This window comes from Pseudomonas sp. KB_12, assembly GCF_052114545.1.
In the GTDB taxonomy this organism is placed as follows: domain Bacteria; phylum Pseudomonadota; class Gammaproteobacteria; order Pseudomonadales; family Pseudomonadaceae; genus Aquipseudomonas; species Aquipseudomonas brassicacearum.
On sequence record NZ_JBFREY010000035.1, the window covers coordinates 1 to 20,618 of the forward strand.

Sequence of the window (20,618 nt, forward strand, 5' to 3'; positions counted from 1 at the left end):
GGGAGCGAGCTTGCTCGCGATGGCGGTCTGATTGAGTACATATCCATTGCTGCGGTAACGGCCACTTAGGGTTCCGCCCTGACGGCGGCTCACTTTTGAAAAGCGCAAAAGTAAGCAAAACGCTTTTGCCCCACCACTCGGTGCCTCGCTAGGGCTCGGCATGCCCTCTCTCCGGCATTGCTCCGTGGGCCGCCGCGAAGGGCCATCCATGGCCCAGCGCGGCTATCCCGGCATCCATGCCGGGATACCCACTGCGCAATACCTGCGTTCGGCCATCGTGGTTAACGGGGCGCCCGAGATCAACGTCCACCGCGAGGCGGCCTAGTAGCCGACCTGGCTCTCACGGTCGTACACCCATCAGACTTGTTTGAGCAGGTCCTGTGGGAGCAAAGCTTGCTCGCGAGGCGGCCTGACAGCCGACCTGGCTCTCATGGTCGTAATATGTATGTGGGAGCAAAGCTTGCTCGCGAGGCGCCCTGATAGCCGACCTGATTCTCCGGTCATGCCCCGATCCAATTGTGGGAGCGGGCCTGCCCGCGAAGGCGGCCTAACAGCCAACCTGGTTCTCCCAGTCGTACACCACATCAGATCTGTGGGAGCAAAGCTTGCTCGCGAGGCTCCCTGATAGCCGACCTGGCTCTCCAGTCATACTCCGATCCAATTGTGGGAGCGGGCCTGCCCGCGAAGGCGGCCTAACAGCCAACCAGTCTCTCCGGCCGTGCCCCGATCCAATTGTGGGGGCGAGCTTGCTCGCGATGGCGGTCTCGGCGGCTCAGGTACATCCGCGTCGTCAGCAAATAAACCGGCAACCCCGATACCAGAATCAACAGCGCCGCATAAGGCGCCGCCGCGAACTCCACATTCGAGGTATGGGCCCAAACAGCGTTGCCAGCGTATTGAGCCCAGTCGGGCTCAGCAGCGGGGTGGTCAGTTCCTCCATTGCATCCAGGAACACCAGCGCATAGGCGGGCGCCACAGCAAGCTCCCTCGCCACAGGGGGGGGCAATTTTAGGTGTGCAGAAACGCAAAAACCCGCTTTCGCGGGTTTCTGTGAGATTCAAGGCCGTAACCTTGAAGCTTGAATTGGTGCCCAGAAGAAGACTCGAACTTCCACGACCTTGCGGTCACCAGCACCTGAAGCTGGCGTGTCTACCAATTTCACCATCTGGGCAGCATCTTCAGCGTTGCCGCTGTTGATGTGGCGCACTATACGGAGCGCATTTTGATCTGTAAACCCCTGTTTTTGTTTTAGTAATTGCCAAACGCAATTGCAGGGGGCAAAAATGCAAAAACCCGCTTTCGCGGGTTTTTGTTGAGCTTGCAGGTCATCGACCTGTTGCTCGAAATTGGTGCCCAGAAGAAGACTCGAACTTCCACGACCTTGCGGTCACCAGCACCTGAAGCTGGCGTGTCTACCAATTTCACCATCTGGGCAATATCGACATCGTGTGTACGTCGTCGATGGCGCGCACTATACGGAGCGTCTTTTTAACTGTAAACCCCTCCTGAGAAAAAAACCGCTAAATTTCACGAGCGGTGCTTTTCCGGGCTTCCAAGGCAGGCCAAATGGCTTTAGAAAAGCGATCGGATGCTTGAAATTTCCCGTTTCATTAAGCCTATGCCAAACTAACCCGCATATAGACAAGGTGAAAACTCTCTAATGGCCGATTGGCAGTCCCTCGATCCCGAGGCCGCTCGTGAAGCGGAAAAATATGAAAACCCTATTCCTAGCCGCGAACTGATCCTGGCGCATCTCGCCGATCGGGGTTCGCCTGCTAGCCGCGAGCAGTTGGTCGAAGAGTTCGGTCTGACCACCGAGGACCAACTCGAAGCCCTGCGCCGCCGTCTGCGCGCCATGGAGCGCGACGCTCAACTGATCTACACCCGGCGTGGCACCTACGCGCCGGTGGACAAACTCGACCTGATCCTGGGCCGCATCGCCGGTCACCGTGACGGCTTCGGTTTCCTGATCCCGGACGACGGCAGCGACGACCTTTTCATGAGCCCGGGGCAAATGCGCCTGGTGTTCGATGGTGACCGGGCCCTGGCCCGCGTGTCTGGCCTGGACCGTCGTGGTCGCCGTGAGGGCGTGATCGTCGAAGTGGTGTCCCGTGCCCACGAGTCCATCGTCGGTCGTTACTTCGAAGAAGGCGGTATCGGTTTTGTTGTGCCGGATAACCCGAAGGTCCAGCAGGAAGTGCTGATTACCCCGGGCCGTAATGGCGCCGCCAAGGTGGGTCAGTTCGTCGAGGTGAAAATCACCCACTGGCCAACTGCGCGCTTCCAGCCACAGGGCGATATCGTTGAAGTGGTCGGCAACTACATGGCGCCGGGCATGGAGATCGACGTCGCGCTGCGTACCTACGACATTCCTCACGTCTGGCCCGAGGCTGTGCTCAAGGAAGCCGCCAAGCTCAAGCCGGAAGTTGAAGAGAAAGATAAAGAAAAACGCATCGACCTGCGCCATCTGCCGTTCGTCACCATCGACGGTGAAGACGCCCGCGACTTCGACGATGCGGTCTACTGCGAAGCCAAGCCTGGCAAGCTGCGCCTGTTCTCCGGCGGCTGGAAGTTGTTCGTCGCGATTGCCGACGTGTCCAGCTACGTGAAGATCGGTTCGGCCCTGGATAACGAAGCCCAGGTGCGCGGCAACTCCGTGTATTTCCCTGAGCGCGTGATCCCGATGCTGCCTGAGCAGCTGTCCAACGGGCTGTGCTCACTGAACCCGAAAGTCGACCGTTTGGCCATGGTGTGCGAGATGACCATCTCCAAAACCGGCGAAATGACCGACTACCAGTTCTACGAAGCGGTGATCCACTCCCAGGCGCGCCTGACCTACAACAAGGTCAGCACCATCCTGGAAACGCCGAAGACCAGTGAAGCCAAGGCCCTGCGTACCGAATACGCTGGCGTGGTGCCGCACCTCAAGCAGCTGTACTCGCTGTACAAGGTGTTGCTGGGTGCCCGTCACGTGCGTGGCGCGATCGATTTCGAGACCCAGGAAACCCGGATTGTCTTCGGTTCCGAGCGCAAGATCGCCGCAATCACCCCGACGACCCGTAACGATGCGCACAAGCTGATCGAAGAGTGCATGCTGGCGGCGAACGTGGCCACCGCGGAATTCCTCAAGAAGCACGAGATTCCTGCGTTGTACCGCGTGCACGACGGCCCGCCGCCGGAGCGTCTGGAAAAACTGCGTGCCTTCCTCGGCGAGCTCGGCCTGTCCCTGCACAAAGGCAAGGACGGCCCGACGCCGAAGGACTACCAAGCACTGCTGGCCAGCATCAAGGACCGTCCGGATTACCATGTGATCCAGACCGTGATGCTGCGCTCCCTGAGCCAGGCGGTGTACAGCGCCGACAACCAGGGCCACTTTGGTCTGAACTACGAGGCGTACACCCACTTCACCTCGCCGATTCGCCGTTACCCGGACCTGCTCACGCACCGCGCGATCCGCAGCGTGATCCATTCCAAGCAGAACACCCCGCACGTCAAGCGCGCCGGTGCCATGACCATTCCGAAGGCACGGATCTATCCGTACGACGAAGCGGCCCTGGAACAGTTGGGCGAGCAGTGCTCCATGAGCGAGCGGCGCGCCGACGAAGCCACCCGCGACGTGGTGAACTGGCTCAAGTGCGAGTTCATGAAAGACCGCGTGGGCGAGTCGTTCCCAGGCGTGATCACTGCAGTGACAGGCTTTGGTTTGTTTGTCGAACTGACCGACATCTACGTCGAGGGCTTGGTGCACGTCACCGCCTTGCCAGGTGATTACTACCACTTCGATCCTGTGCACCACCGCCTGGCGGGCGAGCGCACCGGTCGCAGCTTCCGTCTGGGCGACACCGTGGAAGTGCAGGTCATGCGCGTCGACCTCGATGAGCGCAAGATCGACTTCGGAATGTCTGACAAGCCCGCCGAAGCACCGACTGGCCGCAAAAAGCGTGGCAACGAAACCGCAGCGCCTGCGACCAAAGGCAGAGGTAAAGGTGCTCCTGCCAAAACCGCAGAGCCTGAGCCTGCCAAGGCCGGTCGCCGTTCGTCTGCCAAGGACAAGGCTCCCGAAGCCTACCGTCCCAGCGACGCAGCGGCGAAAAACGCCGAGCTGCGCAAGAGCCGCGAGTTGAAGCAGCAGTTGCTCAACGAAGCCAAGAGCGGTGGTAAAGCGGCGTCTGGGGGAAAGTCCCACGGGGCGGAAAAGCCGTCGAGCAAGCCAAGTAAACACCGTAAAGGCCCGCCAAAAGCGGGTTCGGCCCCCGCGAAAAGCGGTGGGTCGCGCAAACCTAAGGCCAAGTCATGAGTCTGGAAAAAATCTACGGCGTGCATGCCGTAGAAGCACTGCTGCGTCACCACCCTAAGCGTGTCAAGCAAGTGTGGTTGGCAGAAGGTCGCAGCGAGCCGCGTGTGCAGGCGCTGGTCGAACTGGCCACCCAAAACAAGGTTGCCATTGGCCAGGCCGAGCGTCGTGAAATGGACGTGTGGGTCGAAGGCGTTCACCAAGGTGTGGTTGCGGACGTAAGCCCGAGCCAGGTCTGGGGCGAGGCGATGCTCGACGAGCTGCTCGATCGCACCGAAGGCGCGCCCTTGCTGCTGGTACTGGACGGCGTGACCGACCCGCATAACCTCGGCGCTTGCCTGCGTTCGGCGGATGCGGCCGGTGCGTTGGCGGTCATCGTGCCTAAAGACAAGTCGGCAACCTTGACGCCGGCTGTGCGTAAGGTCGCCTGCGGCGCGGCGGAAGTGATTCCGCTGGTGGCGGTGACCAACCTGGCGCGTACCCTGGAAAAACTCCAGCAGCGCGGCTTGTGGGTGGTCGGCACGGCCGGTGAGGCCGAGGTCAGCATTTATGACCAGGACCTGACGGGCCCGACGATCCTGATCATGGGTGCCGAAGGCAAGGGCATGCGCCGCCTGACCCGCGAGCACTGCGATTACCTGGTCAAGCTGCCGATGGCTGGCAGCGTCAGCAGCCTCAACGTTTCGGTCGCGACCGGCGTGTGTCTGTTCGAAGCGCTGCGCCAGCGCAGCGTCAAGCCTTCCGCCAAAAAGTCCTGAGCCATGTGGGAGCGAGCTTGCTCGCGATGACGGTGTATCAGTGCCAGAAATGTCGACTGGCACGCCGCTATCGCGAGCAAGCTCGCTCCCACAGTGTTTTGTGCAGGGCAAGGATCGGTGGTTGTTCAAATAATCGCCAATTGCCTTGCACCTCCCTCGGCCCTTCTCTACAATTGCGCCCCTTGCTGTGATGGCAGGCACTCATGTGTCTAGCGTCCACAAGTCCATAAGTGTCATTCACTCCTTGTCTGACCGTTTTTGAGCGGCAGGCTACAACCCGTAAGGAGCATTCATGCGTCATTACGAAATCATCTTTTTGGTCCACCCGGATCAAAGCGAGCAAGTCGGCGGCATGGTTGAGCGTTACACCAAGCTGATCGAAGAAGACGGCGGCAAAATCCACCGTCTGGAAGATTGGGGCCGTCGTCAACTGGCCTACGCAATCAACAATGTTCACAAGGCTCACTACGTGATGCTGAACGTTGAGTGCACTGGCAAGGCCCTGGCCGAGCTGGAAGACAACTTCCGCTACAACGATGCAGTGATCCGTAACCTGGTCATCCGTCGCGAAGAAGCCGTCACCGGCCAATCCGAGATGCTCAAGGCTGAAGAAAACCGCAGTGAGCGCCGTGAGCGTCGCGACCGTCCTGAGCACTCTGACAGCGCCGATGGCGATGACAGCGATAGCGACAGCGACAACAGCGATAACGCTGACGAGTAATCCACGGACCTTTTAAGGAGCCAATCACATGGCACGTTTCTTCCGTCGTCGTAAATTCTGCCGCTTCACCGCTGAAGACGTGAAAGAGATCGATTACAAAGATCTCAACACTCTGAAAGCCTACGTATCCGAGACCGGCAAAATCGTTCCAAGCCGTATCACCGGTACCAAAGCTCGTTATCAGCGTCAGCTGGCCACCGCTATCAAGCGCGCCCGCTTCCTGGCCCTGCTGGCCTACACCGACAGCCACGGCCGCTGAGACCGGGCAGTCGACGAGTAGTAAGGGATTGAATGCATGCGCGCCTTAGCTGACTTCATCATGCGGGGACGTGTGCAGGCCACGTTGGTTGTGGCCGGATCCGCGGCATTGCCGCTGTTGTTCTGGTTGAGTGCCGCCGCTGGGTGCCTTGTGCTCCTGCGGCGCGGTTCGGACGCCTTGAGCGTCCTGGGTATCGGGTTATTGTCAGCGTTGGTGAGCTGGTATTTCCTGAAGGACCCGACAACACTCCTGGTGTTGCTCGGGGCTGGTGGCCTGGCGTTGGTTCTGCGCGCCGGCCATACCTGGAACCGCGTGCTGCTGTGCAGCGTGGCCGTGGGGTTGTTGTGTGCGGTGAGCCTGGGAACTGTCTTCAGTTCCTTCATCGAGTCACTGGCGCAGACGTTCGAAGACGTCCTGCCGCTGGCGATGGGTGGGGTCTACGAGACATTCTCGGCAGACCAGAAGGCGCTTTTCACCGCTATGAGCGCTCCGCTGCTGATCATTTCGATAGCGTTGTCGTCGCAGATCTTTAGCGTGCTGTGCCTGATTCTTGGGCGCTATTGGCAGGCGTCGTTGTATAACCCCGGTGGTTTCGGTCGCGAATTTCGCGCTATCCGATTCCCCAAAAGCGTGGCGCTGTCACTGCTGGCCGTCATGTGTGTGGCTCCGTTTTTCGGGCTGCATGCACTGATCCTGTCGCCGCTGTGCAGTGTACCGCTGGTCTTCGCCGGCCTGGCCCTGATTCATGGGCTGGTGGCGCAGAAACGACTGGCCACGTTCTGGCTGGTGGGGATGTACGTGACGTTGTTGCCTTTCATGCACTTGCTCGGTCCGTTGCTCGTGGTCATGGCCATCGTCGACAGCCTGATTGATTTTCGCGGTCGTATGGCGCCGAAAGACGCCGACAACGCGAACGGTGAAGGTTAAAAGTTAGAGGATTTTCACATGCAACTGATCCTTCTGGAAAAAGTCACCAACCTGGGCAACCTGGGTGACAAAGTAAACGTTAAGGCCGGTTACGGTCGTAACTACCTGCTGCCTTACGGCAAAGCCACCGCTGCGACCGCTGCCAACCTGGCTGCGTTCGAAGAGCGTCGTGCTGAGCTGGAAAAAGCTGCCGCAGACCGTAAAACCTCGGCTGAAAGCCGTGCTGCCCAACTGGCCGAGCTGGAAGTGACCATCACTGCCACCGCTGGCGACGAAGGCAAGCTGTTCGGTTCGATCGGTACTCACGACATCGCTGACGCACTGACCGCCTCCGGCGTTGAAGTTGCGAAAAGCGAAGTTCGTCTGCCGAACGGCACCATCCGCAACGTAGGCGAATTCGACGTAGCCGTGCACCTGCACGCCGAAGTTGAAGCCACCGTACGCGTTGTCGTGGTAGCAGCTTAAGCAACACCTGTCGGCTGGCACCCTCGGGTGCTTGCCGGTAACATCGGGCACGATCCTGTTTACAGGTCGTGCCCTTTGTCTTTCTGCAATTCCTGATTTTCATAACCAGAAGTGGCCATGAACGAAATCACCGCTCCCGAGCAATACGATCTGCAAACCGCTGCCCTGAAGGTGCCTCCGCATTCCATCGAGGCCGAACAGGCCGTGCTCGGTGGTCTGATGCTGGACAACAACGCCTGGGAACGCGTGCTCGATCAAGTCTCCGATGGCGATTTCTACCGGCATGACCACCGGCTGATTTTCCGTGCGATCGCCAAGTTGGCCGATCAGAACATGCCGATCGACGTCGTGACCCTGGCCGAGCAATTGGACAAGGAAGGGCAGACGTCTCAGGTCGGTGGCCTCGGTTACCTGGGCGAACTGGCGAAAAACACGCCGTCGGTCGCCAACATCAAGGCTTACGCGCAGATCGTGCGCGAGCGGGCGACCTTGCGCCAATTGATCGGCATCAGCACCGAAATTGCCGACAGCGCCTTCAACCCGGAAGGCCGCACCGCCGCCGAGATCCTCGACGAAGCCGAACGGCAGATCTTCCAGATCGCCGAGGCCCGACCGAAAACCGGCGGCCCGGTCAGTGTCAACGACCTGTTGACCAAGGCGATCGACCGTATCGACACCTTGTTCAATACTGACAACGCCATTACCGGCCTGTCCACCGGCTACACCGACCTCGACGAGAAGACCAGCGGCCTGCAGCCGTCCGACCTGATTATCGTCGCCGGCCGTCCGTCCATGGGGAAAACCACCTTTGCGATGAACCTGGTGGAAAACGCCGTGCTGCGCAGCGAAAAGGCGGTCCTGGTGTACTCCCTCGAGATGCCAGGCGAATCGCTGATCATGCGTATGCTCTCGTCCCTGGGGCGTATCGACCAGACCAAGGTTCGTTCCGGCCAACTGGAAGACGACGACTGGCCGCGCCTCACCTCGGCGGTCAACCTGCTCAACGACCGCAAGCTGTTCATCGACGATACGGCTGGTATCAGCCCATCGGAAATGCGCGCCCGGACCCGCCGTCTGGTGCGTGAGCACGGTGAGGTCGGGTTGATCATGATCGACTACCTGCAACTGATGCAGATCCCCGGTTCCAGCGGCGACAACCGGACCAACGAGATTTCCGAAATCTCCCGTTCCCTCAAGGCCCTGGCCAAGGAATTCAACTGCCCGGTGGTGGCTCTTTCCCAGTTGAACCGTTCCCTGGAACAGCGCCCCAACAAGCGTCCGGTGAACTCCGACTTGCGGGAATCCGGAGCGATCGAGCAGGACGCCGACGTCATCATGTTCGTGTACCGCGACGAGGTGTATCACCCCGAGACGGAGCACAAGGGCATCGCCGAAATCATCATCGGCAAGCAGCGGAACGGCCCGATCGGCTTTATCCGCCTGGCGTTCATCGGCAAGTACACCCGGTTCGAGAACCTGGCGCCGGGTAGCTACAATTTTGATGACGACGAGTAAGTTCTTCGTCGTCTGATCCGGCCTCATCGTCGGAACGCCGCCCGGAGCAAGCTCGCTCCCACCTTGGAATGCATTCCTCTGTGGGAGCGAGCTTGCTCGCGAAAGGTGCGCCACCAATTTCCGACCATAGCCGTCGGAATTGGTTATTTTTTGTGCTATATTCCGCGCCCGCGATTTTTCATCTTTTATACCGGTTATCGACATGCAAGCAGCCAAGCCGTTATTTGACTATCCCAAGTACTGGGCCGAATGTTTCGGCCCGGCGCCGTTCCTGCCCATGAGCAGGGAGGAGATGGATCAGCTCGGCTGGGATTCGTGCGACATCATCATCGTGACCGGTGATGCCTACGTCGATCACCCGTCGTTCGGCATGGCGATCATTGGCCGTTTGCTGGAAGCCCAGGGCTTTCGCGTCGGGATCATTGCCCAGCCGAACTGGCAGTCCAAAGACGACTTCATGAAGCTTGGCGAGCCCAACCTGTTTTTCGGTGTCGCGGCCGGTAACATGGACTCGATGATCAACCGCTACACCGCCGACAAGAAAATTCGCTCCGATGACGCCTACACCCCGGGCGGCATGGCGGGCAAACGGCCGGACCGCGCGAGCCTGGTCTACAGCCAGCGCTGCAAGGAAGCCTACAAACATGTGCCGATCGTGCTGGGTGGCATCGAAGCGTCGCTGCGTCGTATCGCTCACTACGATTACTGGCAGGACCGTGTCCGCAACTCGATCCTGATCGACGCCTGCGCCGACATCCTGCTCTACGGCAATGCCGAGCGGGCGATTGTCGAAGTCGCCCAGCGCCTGTCCTACGGCCACAAGATCGAAGACATCACCGACGTGCGCGGCACGGCCTTCATCCGTCGTGATACGCCGAAAGACTGGTACGAAGTCGACTCCACGCGCATCGACCGTCCGGGCAAGATCGACAAGATCATCAACCCGTATGTGAACACCCAGGACACTGCTGCCTGCGCCATCGAGCAGGAAAAAGGGTCGACTTTCTCAAATGCAGAGGACCCGAGCGAAGCCAAGGTCGTGCAGATCCTGGCGAGCCCGAAAATGACCCGCGACAAGACCGTGATTCGCCTGCCGTCGGTGGAAAAGGTTCGTGGCGACGCGGTGCTCTACGCCCACGCCAACCGCGTGCTTCACCTGGAAACCAATCCAGGCAATGCCCGCGCCCTGGTGCAGAAGCACGGCGAAGTCGACGTCTGGTTCAACCCTCCGCCCATTCCGATGACCACCGAAGAAATGGACTACGTGTTTGGCATGCCTTACGCACGCGTCCCCCATCCGGCGTACGGCAAGGAGAAGATCCCGGCCTACGAGATGATCCGTTTCTCGGTGAACATCATGCGTGGCTGCTTTGGCGGCTGCACGTTCTGCTCGATCACCGAGCACGAAGGCCGGATCATCCAGAACCGTTCCGAAGAGTCGATCATTCGCGAGATCGAAGAAATCCGCGACAAGGTCCCGGGTTTCACCGGGGTCATTTCCGACCTCGGCGGCCCGACCGCGAACATGTATCGCATTGCCTGCAAGAGCCCGGAAATCGAATCCGCGTGCCGCAAGCCGTCGTGCGTGTTCCCCGGCATCTGCCCGAACCTGAACACTGACCATTCTTCGCTGATCCAGCTGTACCGCAGCGCCCGGGCCTTGCCTGGGGTGAAGAAGATCCTGATTGCCTCTGGCCTGCGTTACGACCTGGCGGTCGAGTCGCCGGAATACGTCAAGGAGCTGGTGACCCACCACGTCGGCGGTTACCTGAAGATCGCTCCGGAGCATACCGAGGAAGGCCCGCTCAACCAGATGATGAAGCCGGGCATCGGCAGCTATGACAAATTCAAGCGGATGTTCGAGAAGTACACCAAGGAAGCCGGGAAAGAGCAGTACCTGATTCCGTACTTCATCGCCGCCCACCCGGGCACCACCGATGAAGACATGATGAACCTCGCGCTGTGGCTCAAGGGCAACGGCTTTCGCGCCGACCAGGTGCAGGCGTTCTATCCGTCGCCAATGGCTACGGCCACGGCGATGTACCACTCGGGCAAGAACCCGCTGCGCAAGGTCACCTACAAGAGCGACGCGGTGACCATCGTCAAGAGCGAGGAGCAGCGCCGCCTGCACAAGGCCTTCCTGCGTTATCACGACCCCAAGGGCTGGCCGATGCTGCGCGAAGCGCTGACCCGCATGGGCCGCGCCGACCTGATCGGGCCGGGCAAGAACCAATTGATTCCGTTGCACCAGCCGGCCACCGACAGCTACCAGAGCGCCCGTCGCAAGAACTCGACGCCAGCCGGCAGCCACAAGGTGGGCAAGGAAACCACCAAGATCCTGACCCAGCACACCGGCCTGCCGCCGCGTGCCAGCGATGGTGGCAACGCATGGGACAAGCGCGAGCAAGCCAAGGCCGCGGCATTCGCCCGCAACCAGCAGGCCGCCAAGGAGCGCAAGGACGCCGCCAAGGGCAAAGGCCCGAAACCGGCGCGCAAGCCTGTCGTGCCGCGCTGATCGCCTAGCCACCTCGTAAAACGCCAGCCTAAGTGCTGGCGTTTTGCTTTCTAGCGGCGATGCTGGCCGTTTGTTATCGTGGCGCCCGCCAATTCCCGTCAATAGGCACAACAACGCCGGATACATCGCTCTTGTGGCGAGGGAGCTTGCTCCCGCTCGGCGGCGAAGCCGTCGTAAACCGGCTGGCACGGTCTGTCTGGGAAAACTGCATGGGTTTGTTTGGGGCTGCTTCGCAGCCCAGCGGGAGCAAGCTCCCTCGCCACAAGGTTCAGTGTGGATAAAGTCTCACCCTCCGATTCTCAAGGACGATTCATATGAGCACTCCGTTACCCGGCATCGGCATGGACAACAGCATCTCCCAGTTGATGGCCCGTCGCCGTATCGAAAGCCAACTCAACCTGCCACGGCTGTTTGCTGCCATTGACGCCGATCCGGGCATTGTCGGTGCGGGCGTGGTGTACATCGATGCTGAGTTCAACGTAGTGGTCCTGCGCGAATTCAAGCCGATTTGCAGCATCAAGCCCAAGCGAATCATTTTGCACGAGGCGCAGAAGTACATCGCTCCGGCGCAATTTGCCCAACAGGTGCAAGACAATCCTCGGCAATCGCGCCTGGTCGGAGAGGCGATCAATACCACCTTGTCCTGCGCTGGCGCGGTATTGGGTTGGATTGTCGTGCTCAGTGGGTCGGTTGCGGTTCCCTTCAGCGCCGGGGCCAGTACCGTGGTCGTGGCCCTGGGCTATACCGCTGCGGCCGCCAGTACGGTGCAGTGTTTTGCCGGCGGTATCCGTACGGCAGCAGAAGTGGTCAATCCGCAGTTCAACGACAAGCTGGACAGTGAGGAGTGGTACCAATATGCCTCGATCGGTCTGGATGCGGCCTCTCTGTTGGGCGTAGGGGCTTCCACCTTGACCACCATAAAACTGGTGAAGGTGGCCAAGGCCACTACCGGTAAAAGTCTGCGTGAAGTCTTGCGTGGGCTGAATCGCCAGGAACGGTCGAAGTTGACCAAAGAGTTGCTGAGCATCAACGATCCCCGGTTGACGCCGAAGATGCTCAAGCTCAAGCAACTGGCCGGCGAACTGCCCAAGCGCTTCACTCCGACCCAGCTGCAGCACGCTACGGTCACCCAGATCAAGGACTCCCTGGGCGCGGCAATTGGCTTCACCGGCAGCAGCTTGTCGGGCAATGTCAAAACCATCGCCGTTGGCTTGTATGAAGAGCTGGAGGAGTAGATGGACGATCTCAGCCTTCCGCGTTTTCTGGCGCGTTATTTCCCGACATTCATGGGCGGCATTTTCGCGGCGCTATTCTCATTGGCCTGTGCTATTCCCTTGGTCTCGGCGTCCTATTTCGCCGGCGCCTCACTCGACGAGCAAGTCACCTGGTCGATGCTGGGAGGCATGGCGGTCACCATGGTCGTGGTGCACTGCAATTTCATGGTGGTGCGCGGCAGGCCTCAATGGGTATGGGGTTTGGTCGGGGTGCTGGTGTTATGCCTGCTGGCCGTACTACCGACCATCGAGGATCGTCCGCATAAGGTCATCTATGCGTTGGCCTTGCTGTTTCCGCTATTGGGTTTGCTGTTGCTCAACAGCAAGCGCCATCGCGAGATGCGCAGCAAGCTCGTCGAGATTCGTCGGCAGCGCGAATCGCTAAAGACAGCGCTGAAGGAGGTCCCGAAGAAGGCCTCACGCCCGCGTCGCTGATTCGACTCGCGCTGCCGGCGCCGCATTTATGTGCATTGCTTTGCAGATGAATTCGGGCAGCGCGCGTTTTTAGTGCTCTACTGCCTTGAGTAGATAAAGAAAGTGTCCGACCTGCCTGCATGGCATAAGTCTTGCGCCGCTTTCGATAACGCCCAGGCTCGCAGGAGGCACGTCGTGTCGATCCATGTCGCATTGCATCACGTCACGCATTACCGCTACGACCGCGCCGTCGAACTCGGCCCGCAGATCGTTCGCCTGCGCCCGGCGGCCCATAGCCGCACGCGCATTCTTTCCTATGCGCTGAAGGTTTCGCCTGAGCAGCACTTCATCAACTGGCAGCAGGACCCCCAGGGCAACTACCTGGCGCGGCTGGTGTTTCCCGAGAAAACCCGGGAGATGCGGATCGAAGTCGATCTGCTGGCGGAAATGGCAGTGTTCAATCCGTTCGACTTCTTCCTCGAGCCCTACGCCGAAAAGATTCCGTTCGCCTACGCGGCCGACGAGCGCAAGGAGTTGGCGCCTTACCTGGAAACCCTGCCGCTGACGCCGAAATTCCAGGCCTATCTGGACGGCATCGACCGCACGCCGTTGCCAGCGGTGGATTTTCTGGTGGCGCTCAACCAGCGCCTGAGCGAAGACATCAACTACCTGATTCGCATGGAGCCGGGCGTGCAGACCCCGGAGCATACCCTCGAGCATGCGTCCGGCTCTTGCCGCGACTCGGCCTGGTTGTTGGTGCAGCTGTTGCGCAACCTTGGCCTGGCTGCGCGGTTTGTCTCCGGTTACCTGATCCAGTTGACCGCCGATGTGAAAAGTCTCGATGGCCCGTCCGGCACCGACGTGGACTTCACCGACCTGCATGCCTGGTGCGAGGTCTACCTGCCCGGTGCCGGCTGGATCGGCCTGGATGCGACGTCCGGGTTGTTCGCCGGTGAAGGCCACATCCCGTTGGCGTGCAGTCCCGATCCGTCCTCGGCGGCCCCGATCAGTGGTTTGGTGGAGCCTTGCGAGTGTGAGTTCAGCCACGAAATGTCCGTCGAGCGGGTCTGGGAAGCGCCGCGGGTGACCAAGCCTTACACCGACGTACAGTGGCTGGCGATCCAGGCGCTGGGGCGCCAGATCGATGCCGACCTGTTGGAGGGCGACGTGCGCCTGACCATGGGTGGCGAACCGACCTTTGTCTCCATCGATGACCCGGACGGTGCCGAGTGGAACACCGCGGCGCTCGGGCCGGACAAGCGCCGGCTCTCCGCCGAGCTGTTCCAGCGCATGCGCAATCACTATGCGCCCAAGGGGCTGGTGCATTTCGGCCAGGGCAAGTGGTACCCCGGCGAGCAATTGCCGCGCTGGTCGCTCAACTGCTATTGGCGGCGCGACGGGGTGCCGATCTGGCACAACAGCGCGTTGATCGCCGATGAGCAGGAGGACTACGGCTCCGATGGCGAACTGGCCGGGCGTTTCCTGGCGAGCGTTGCCGAGCGTTTGAAAATTCCTGCGCGGTTCGTGTTTCCGGCCTACGAAGACAACTTCTATTACCTCTGGCGCGAAGGTGCATTGCCTTCGAATGTCACGGCCGAGGACCCACGCCTGGAGGACGCCCTGGAGCGTGCACGGTTGCGCAAGGTCTTCAACCAGGGCCTGGACAAGGTCATTGGCCAGGTCCTGCCGCTGGCCCGCACCGCCAAGGGCGATCAATGGCAAAGCGGTCGCTGGTACCTGCGTGACAGTCACTGCCGCCTGGTGCCGGGGGATTCGCCCCTGGGCTATCGCTTGCCACTGGCGTCCCAGCCTTGGGTGACGGCGGCCGAGTACCCGTTCATCCACCCCACCGACCCGAACCAGGACTTGCCCGAGCTGCCCGGCACCGAGCAACTGGCGCGTCACGGCGAGCCGGCGGCCGAGCAGGAGCGTGTCCCGGAGATCGACAAATCCGCCGACTGGCTGACCCGCACCGCCTTCTGTGCCGAGGCTCGCGATGGCCGGCTGTACCTGTTCATGCCGCCACTGGAGCGGGTCGAGGATTACCTGGAACTGGTCAGCGCCATCGAGGCGACGGCTGAGGAGCTGCACTGTCCGGTGCTGTTGGAGGGCTACGAGCCGCCGAGCGACCCGCGCCTGGGCAATTTCCGCATCACTCCCGACCCGGGTGTGATCGAGGTCAACGTGCAACCCTCGGCGACCTGGGATGAGTTGGTCGAGCGCACTGAATTTTTATACGAAGAGGCGCGACAGACCCGACTGACCACCGAGAAATTCATGATCGATGGCCGGCACACGGGCACCGGCGGTGGTAACCATTTCGTACTGGGTGGCGCGACACCGGCTGACTCACCGTTTCTGCGGCGTCCCGACCTGCTGCGCAGCCTGATCAGTTACTGGCATAACCACCCGTCGTTGTCCTACCTGTTTTCCGGATTGTTCATCGGCCCGACCTCCCAGGCGCCTCGCGTGGACGAGGCGCGCAACGACGCGTTGTACGAACTGGAAATCGCTTTCGCGCAAATGCCACAGCCCGGCGAGGAATGCCCTCCGTGGTTGGTCGATCGCCTGTTGCGCAACCTGTTGATCGACGTGACCGGCAATACGCACCGTGCCGAATTCTGCGTCGACAAGCTCTATTCACCGGACGGCGCCACCGGGCGTCTCGGCCTGTTGGAGTTGCGTGCTTTCGAGATGCCACCCCACGCCCGCATGAGCCTGGCCCAGCAATTACTGCTGCGGGCGCTGGTGGCGCGGTTCTGGCGTGAGCCTTATGCGCCGGCGAAACTGGCGCGCTGGGGCACCGAGCTGCATGACCGGTTCCTGTTGCCGCACTTTATCGAGCAGGATTTTGCCGACGTCATCCATGAGCTGAACGCAGCCGGCTACCCGCTGCGGGCCGAGTGGTTCGCCGCGCACCTGGAGTTCCGCTTCCCCAAGGTGGGCGATTACGCGGTCAGCGGTATCGAACTGCAATTGCGCCAAGCCCTCGAGCCTTGGCATGTGCTGGGGGAAGAGGGCGCGGTGGGCGGTACCGTGCGTTATGTGGATTCCTCCCTGGAGCGCTTGCAGGTCAAGCTCAGCGGCCTGGCGCCGCAACGCTACCTGCTGACCTGCAATGGCGTGCCGGTGCCGTTGCAACCCACCGGTCGGGTCGGTGAGTTCGTCGCCGGGGTGCGTTTCCGCGCCTGGCAACCGGCCAACTGCCTGCAACCGACCATTCCGGTGCATGCGCCGCTGGTCTTCGACTTGCTCGACACCTGGATGCAACGTTCCGTGGGCGGCTGCCAGTATCACGTGGCCCATCCGGGCGGGCGCAACTACGACAGCCTGCCGGTGAATGCCAACGAGGCCGAAAGCCGGCGGATGGCGCGTTTCTTCCGTATCGGACACACGCCTGGGAAACTTCCGATACCCAGCCTGGCCATGGATGACGAGTTTCCGCTCACGCTCGATCTGCGACGCTTTCCAGGGGCTTCAATGTAGGGGCTGTGTAGGAGCTGTGTAGGAGCTGTCGAGTGCAACGAGGCTGCGATCTTTCCCCTGCCAATTGAGTCTGGAGTGAAAGATGAAAGATCAAGATCAAGATCAAGATCAAGATCAAAAGATCGCAGCCTCCGGCAGCTCCTACAGGGCACGACCCAGCGTCTGGTCACACTCTTCCACCTATCCGGGCGTCATGCGCTTGCGCTAGTCTCACCTTTTATTGCCGTCTGCCGAGCTTTCCATGCCTGACCTGCTTGACCGTTACCCGCTGACGACGGGCACCTATCACGAACTGTTGGACGACAACGGTGCGGTGCGTCCGCACTGGCGGCGGTTGTTCGATCAGTTGCAGCGCAGCACGCCGGCTCACCTGATCCAGCGTCAGGCGCTGCTGGCTCGGCAGATCCAGGAAAACGGTGTCACCTATAACGTCTACGCCGATCCGAAGGGCGCCGACCGGCCGTGGGAGCTGGACCTGCTGCCCCACGTGATCGACCCGCAGGAATGGAAACATCTGTCGGCCGGGATCGCCCAGCGTGCGCGGCTGCTCAATGCGGTTCTGGCCGACCTGTATGGGCCACAGCGGCTGATCAGCGAAGGGCTGTTGCCGGCAGAGTTGGTGTTCGGGCACAACAATTTCCTTTGGCCCTGCCAGGGCATCGCGCCGCCGGACGGCAGCTTCCTGCACTTGTATGCGGTGGATCTGGCGCGCACCCCCGATGGCCGTTGGTGGGTCACGGCGGATCGGACCCAGGCGCCTTCGGGGGCCGGTTATGCGCTGGAAAATCGCATGATCGTTTCCCGCGCGTTCCCCGAGCTGTATCGCGACTTGAGGGTGCGACACCTGTCCGGGTTCTTCCGCACCTTGCAGGAAACCCTGGCACGCCAGGCACCCAGTGACGGTGAGTCGCCACTGGTGGTGCTGTTGACGCCGGGGCGGTTCAACGAAAGTTATTTCGAGCATCTTTATCTGGCGCGCCAGCTTGGCTATCCGCTGGTGGAGGGGGGCGACCTGACCGTGCGCGACGCCACGGTCTACCTCAAGACCCTCAGCGGCCTGCGCCGGGTCCACGCCATCATGCGCCGGCTCGACGACGATTTCTGCGACCCCCTGGAGCTGCGCACCGATTCAGCCCTCGGCGTGCCGGGACTGCTGGAAGCGGTGCGGCAGGGCCGGGTGCTGGTGGCCAATGCCCTGGGCAGCGGCGTGCTGGAGTCACCGGGCCTGTTGGGGTTCCTGCCGAAGATCAACCAGTATCTGTTCGGCGAGGAATTGATACTGCCGTCCATCGCCACCTGGTGGTGCGGTGAGCCGCCGGTGCTGGCCCAGGCCCTGGAAAAGCTGCCGCAGCTGTTGATCAAGCCGGCGTTTCCTTCCCAAAGCTTCACCCCGGTGTTCGGCCGGGACCTGAACGAGGCGCAGCGCGGCCAACTGGCGGCGCGCATGCAGGCTCGGCCCTATGCCTATGTCGCCCAGGAGTTGGCGCAACTGTCCCAGGCCCCGGTCTGGCAGGCCGAAGGCGGGCACATCCAGCCTCGGGCCATCGGCATGCGTGTGTATGCCGTGTCCGGGAAGGATGATTATCGGGTGCTGTCGGGTGGCCTGACCCGCGTGGCCGCCGAGGCCGACGCCGAGGTGGTGTCGATGCAGCGCGGCGGCGCCAGCAAGGACACTTGGGTGTTGGGCGAGCAGGCGCCCGGTGGAGAACAATGGACGGCCCAGCGAACCGTAGGCGTCCACGACCTGGTTCGACGCGATCCGTACCTGCCTTCGCGGGTGGTGGAAAACCTGTTCTGGTTCGGCCGTTACTGCGAACGCTGCGACGACAGCGCGCGGTTGCTGCGGATCATGCTGGGGCGTTATGTCGATGGCGATGACCCGCAGGCCCTGCAGTCGGCGGTGTCCCTGGGCGAAAGCCTGATGCTGCTGCCTGAGGAGGGCGAGCTGCACGAGCGTTTGCTGGCGGCGCTGTTGGGGGACGACTGGTCGTTCAGCCTGCGCTCCAACCTGCAGCGCTTGCAGTGGGCGGCGTCGCAGGTTCGCGGCAAGCTGTCCCGGGAGAACTGGCAGGCGCTGGTGGAGTTGCAACGCGAAGCGATGGAGCTGGAAACCGAGGAGCCGGATTTCGGTGAGTTGCTGGATTTCCTCAATCGGCTAGTGATGTCCCTGGCGGCGTTGTCCGGATTTGCCTTGGACGACATGACCCGCGACGAGGGCTGGCGCTTCTTGATGATTGGCCGGCGCCTGGAACGCTTGCAGTTCCTCAGCAGCAGCCTGGCGGCGTTTTTGCGTAGCGATGCGGTGTTCGACCAGGCTGGGCTTGAGTGGTTGCTGGAACTGGGCAACAGCAGCATCACCTACCGTTCGCGCTACCTGGCGGTGGCGCAACTGATCCCGGTGCTGGACCTGTTGGTGCTGGACGAACAGAACCCCCACGCGGTGCTTTTCCAGTTAAAGCTGGTGGCCCGCACGCTCAAACGCCTGAACGACGATTTTGGCGCACCGAAGGAAACGGCCTTGCCAGAATTGGTGACGCGTCTTTCTCGCTTTGACTTGCGTTGCCTGGAAAATCCCCTGTTTGGTGAGGCCAGCCTGCGCGCAGCACTTGATGGGCTGGCCGAACTGTTGCAGGAAGTGGCCGATGTCGGTGGCCAGGTGTCCGATCGCCTGGCCTTGCGTCATTTCGCCCACGTCGATGACGTCAGCCAACGCACGGTGTCCGTCTGATGAGCGCTCGTTACCAGATCCTCCACGACACCCATTACCACTACGACAGCCCGGTGTCCCTGGCCCAGCAGCTTGCCCATCTGTGGCCGCGCGCCTGTGACTGGCAGCGTTGCACCGAACAGCAGTTGCTGATCAGCCCGGAGCCGACGACTCGTCGCGATGAGCTGGACGTGTTCGGCAACCCGCTGACCCGCCTGGCCTTCGAACGCCCCCACGACGAGCTGCTGGTCAATGCTCGCCTGAGCGTCGAGGTGCTGTCTCGCCCCGCGCTGGACTTCAACCTGTCCCCGGCCTGGGAGTCGACCCGCAACGCGCTGACCTACAGCGGCCGGCCCCTGGCGGCGCCATTGCTGGAAGCGTGCCGTTTTCGTTTCGAGTCACCGTATGTGCACCTCAAGCGCAGCTTCGTCGAGTTTTCCGAAAGCTGCTTCCCGCCGGGGCGACCCTTGATGGTGGGCGTGCGGGCGCTGATGGAAAAGATTTTCGAGGAGTTCACCTTCGATGCCGAGGCGACCCAGGTGGCCACGCCGCTGGTGGAGGTGCTGGAGCGGCGGCGGGGCGTGTGCCAGGACTTCGCCCACTTGATGCTGGCCTGCGTGCGCTCGCGCGGGCTGGCGGCGCGTTACGTCAGCGGCTACCTGCTGACCCAGCCGCCACCCGGCCAACCCCGGCTGATTGGCGCCGATGCGTCCCATGCCTGGGTCTCGGTGTATTGCCCGGTGGTGGGTTGGGTGGACTTCGACCCGACCAACAACGTCCAGCCGGCCCTGGAACACATCACCCTGGCCTGGGGCCGGGATTTTTCCGATGTGTCGCCGTTGCGGGGGGTGATCCTGGGGGGCGGCAATCATGATCCCGAGGTGCGGGTGACGGTGATGCCGCTGGAGTCATGAGCGCTGTGTGGAAAATGTGGGAGCGAGCCTGTGGGAGCCGAGCTTGCTCGCGATGAACGATGACGCGGTTTTGCAGTTGAACCGCTGGGATTGTGAGGGCCGGCAGCGAGGCTGCCGGCCCTGGACACAGAACCGGGGGGCCGGATCGGATCATCGGGCCCTGGGGGTATCAGGCGTCGGGCGCCTGATCTTTCGGTGCATCAACATCATCTTCTGCCGCCACTTCGCCTTCGGTATCCGGGCTCAGTGCGGTTTCTTCTTCAGCTGTGGCTTTCTTGCGCTGCAGCTTTTCCTCTTTCTTCTGCTCCTTGGCCAAGTCTCTTTGACGTTTGGCGAAGGAATAATTGGGTTTGGCCATGGGCGATCCTC

The 20,618-nt window shown here is 61.4% G+C and carries 15 protein-coding genes, 2 tRNA genes and 1 pseudogene; 14 read left to right on the forward strand and 4 right to left on the reverse strand.

Features of this window, described 5'->3' with window-relative positions; translation table 11 throughout:
• Positions 1 to 160 precede the first annotated feature (160 nt).
• Positions 161 to 325, forward strand: a complete 165-nt coding sequence (locus tag AB4Z20_RS23200; protein ID WP_442090681.1) for a hypothetical protein — start codon at positions 161 to 163, stop codon at positions 323 to 325.
• Positions 326 to 767: 442 nt separating this feature from the next.
• Here AB4Z20_RS23200 and AB4Z20_RS23205 read toward each other — a convergent pair.
• From AB4Z20_RS23205 to AB4Z20_RS23215, 3 genes and pseudogenes are all read right to left on the reverse strand, one after another.
• A pseudogene (locus AB4Z20_RS23205) lies at positions 768 to 979 on the reverse strand (iron ABC transporter permease); the annotation flags it as partial.
• A gap of 105 nt (positions 980 to 1,084) precedes the next feature.
• Positions 1,085 to 1,171 (reverse strand) — tRNA-Leu (locus AB4Z20_RS23210).
• Between the two features lie 176 nt (positions 1,172 to 1,347).
• Positions 1,348 to 1,434 (reverse strand) — tRNA-Leu (locus AB4Z20_RS23215).
• 226 nt (positions 1,435 to 1,660) lie between these two features.
• Here AB4Z20_RS23215 and rnr point away from each other — a divergent pair.
• The 13 genes from rnr to AB4Z20_RS23280 all read left to right on the forward strand — a co-directional run bounded on the left by rnr (position 1,661) and on the right by AB4Z20_RS23280 (position 20,249).
• Positions 1,661 to 4,297 (forward strand): ribonuclease R, encoded by a 2,637-nt coding sequence (gene rnr, locus AB4Z20_RS23220; protein ID WP_258690263.1) that lies wholly within the window; start codon positions 1,661 to 1,663, stop codon positions 4,295 to 4,297.
• Positions 4,294 to 5,052 (forward strand): 23S rRNA (guanosine(2251)-2'-O)-methyltransferase RlmB, encoded by a 759-nt coding sequence (gene rlmB, locus AB4Z20_RS23225; protein WP_253471250.1) that lies wholly within the window; start codon positions 4,294 to 4,296, stop codon positions 5,050 to 5,052. The genes rnr and rlmB overlap by 4 nt, the downstream gene beginning before the upstream one ends.
• 292 nt (positions 5,053 to 5,344) lie before the next feature.
• The gene (gene rpsF, locus AB4Z20_RS23230; protein WP_003186395.1) at positions 5,345 to 5,773 is read left to right on the forward strand and encodes a 30S ribosomal protein S6; all 429 of its coding nucleotides are present in this window, start codon (positions 5,345 to 5,347) and stop codon (positions 5,771 to 5,773) included.
• A 28-nt stretch (positions 5,774 to 5,801) separates the two neighbouring features.
• Positions 5,802 to 6,032, forward strand: a complete 231-nt coding sequence (gene rpsR, locus AB4Z20_RS23235; RefSeq protein ID WP_002551829.1) for a 30S ribosomal protein S18 — start codon at positions 5,802 to 5,804, stop codon at positions 6,030 to 6,032.
• Positions 6,033 to 6,068: 36 nt separating this feature from the next.
• Positions 6,069 to 6,959 (forward strand): hypothetical protein, encoded by an 891-nt coding sequence (locus AB4Z20_RS23240; RefSeq protein ID WP_223470947.1) that lies wholly within the window; start codon positions 6,069 to 6,071, stop codon positions 6,957 to 6,959.
• Positions 6,960 to 6,977: 18 nt separating this feature from the next.
• Positions 6,978 to 7,424, forward strand: a complete 447-nt coding sequence (gene rplI / locus AB4Z20_RS23245; RefSeq protein WP_003197251.1) for a 50S ribosomal protein L9 — start codon at positions 6,978 to 6,980, stop codon at positions 7,422 to 7,424.
• Positions 7,425 to 7,541: 117 nt separating this feature from the next.
• Positions 7,542 to 8,939, forward strand: coding sequence for a replicative DNA helicase (gene dnaB / locus AB4Z20_RS23250; RefSeq protein ID WP_014336312.1), 1,398 nt, complete (start codon positions 7,542 to 7,544; stop codon positions 8,937 to 8,939).
• A gap of 202 nt (positions 8,940 to 9,141) precedes the next feature.
• Entirely contained in the window at positions 9,142 to 11,454 is a 2,313-nt protein-coding gene (locus AB4Z20_RS23255) for a YgiQ family radical SAM protein (protein WP_253471252.1), read from the forward strand.
• Positions 11,455 to 11,768: 314 nt separating this feature from the next.
• Positions 11,769 to 12,689, forward strand: a complete 921-nt coding sequence (locus AB4Z20_RS23260) for an NAD synthetase (RefSeq protein WP_253471254.1) — start codon at positions 11,769 to 11,771, stop codon at positions 12,687 to 12,689.
• Entirely contained in the window at positions 12,690 to 13,163 is a 474-nt protein-coding gene (locus AB4Z20_RS23265; RefSeq protein WP_253471256.1) for a hypothetical protein, read from the forward strand.
• Between the two features lie 174 nt (positions 13,164 to 13,337).
• Positions 13,338 to 16,628, forward strand: coding sequence for a transglutaminase family protein (locus AB4Z20_RS23270; RefSeq protein WP_442090667.1), 3,291 nt, complete (start codon positions 13,338 to 13,340; stop codon positions 16,626 to 16,628).
• 241 nt (positions 16,629 to 16,869) lie between these two features.
• Positions 16,870 to 19,356, forward strand: coding sequence for a circularly permuted type 2 ATP-grasp protein (locus tag AB4Z20_RS23275; protein ID WP_320389823.1), 2,487 nt, complete (start codon positions 16,870 to 16,872; stop codon positions 19,354 to 19,356).
• On the forward strand, positions 19,356 to 20,249 hold the full coding sequence (locus tag AB4Z20_RS23280; protein ID WP_253471262.1) for a transglutaminase family protein: 894 nt from the start codon (positions 19,356 to 19,358) through the stop codon (positions 20,247 to 20,249). Before AB4Z20_RS23275 ends, AB4Z20_RS23280 begins: the two co-directional genes overlap by 1 nt.
• Before the next feature lie 169 nt (positions 20,250 to 20,418).
• On the opposite strand, the gene AB4Z20_RS23285 is transcribed toward AB4Z20_RS23280, so the two are convergent.
• Positions 20,419 to 20,607, reverse strand: coding sequence for a hypothetical protein (locus tag AB4Z20_RS23285; RefSeq protein ID WP_253471264.1), 189 nt, complete (start codon positions 20,605 to 20,607; stop codon positions 20,419 to 20,421).
• Between the last annotated feature and the right edge of the window lie 11 nt (positions 20,608 to 20,618).

Bases quoted from the DNA above. Each gene is read 5' to 3' on its own strand.
- AB4Z20_RS23200 (WP_442090681.1), top strand. From the start codon at position 161: ATGCCCTCTCTCCGGCATTGCTCCGTGGGCCGCCGCGAAGGGCCATCC.
- rnr (WP_258690263.1), top strand. From the start codon at position 1,661: ATGGCCGATTGGCAGTCCCTCGATCCCGAGGCCGCTCGTGAAGCGGAA.
- rlmB (WP_253471250.1), top strand. From the start codon at position 4,294: ATGAGTCTGGAAAAAATCTACGGCGTGCATGCCGTAGAAGCACTGCTG.
- rpsF (WP_003186395.1), top strand. From the start codon at position 5,345: ATGCGTCATTACGAAATCATCTTTTTGGTCCACCCGGATCAAAGCGAG.
- rpsR (WP_002551829.1), top strand. From the start codon at position 5,802: ATGGCACGTTTCTTCCGTCGTCGTAAATTCTGCCGCTTCACCGCTGAA.
- AB4Z20_RS23240 (WP_223470947.1), top strand. From the start codon at position 6,069: ATGCGCGCCTTAGCTGACTTCATCATGCGGGGACGTGTGCAGGCCACG.
- rplI (WP_003197251.1), top strand. From the start codon at position 6,978: ATGCAACTGATCCTTCTGGAAAAAGTCACCAACCTGGGCAACCTGGGT.
- dnaB (WP_014336312.1), top strand. From the start codon at position 7,542: ATGAACGAAATCACCGCTCCCGAGCAATACGATCTGCAAACCGCTGCC.
- AB4Z20_RS23255 (WP_253471252.1), top strand. From the start codon at position 9,142: ATGCAAGCAGCCAAGCCGTTATTTGACTATCCCAAGTACTGGGCCGAA.
- AB4Z20_RS23260 (WP_253471254.1), top strand. From the start codon at position 11,769: ATGAGCACTCCGTTACCCGGCATCGGCATGGACAACAGCATCTCCCAG.
- AB4Z20_RS23265 (WP_253471256.1), top strand. From the start codon at position 12,690: ATGGACGATCTCAGCCTTCCGCGTTTTCTGGCGCGTTATTTCCCGACA.
- AB4Z20_RS23275 (WP_320389823.1), top strand. From the start codon at position 16,870: ATGCCTGACCTGCTTGACCGTTACCCGCTGACGACGGGCACCTATCAC.
- AB4Z20_RS23280 (WP_253471262.1), top strand. From the start codon at position 19,356: ATGAGCGCTCGTTACCAGATCCTCCACGACACCCATTACCACTACGAC.
- AB4Z20_RS23285 (WP_253471264.1), bottom strand. From the start codon at position 20,607: ATGGCCAAACCCAATTATTCCTTCGCCAAACGTCAAAGAGACTTGGCC.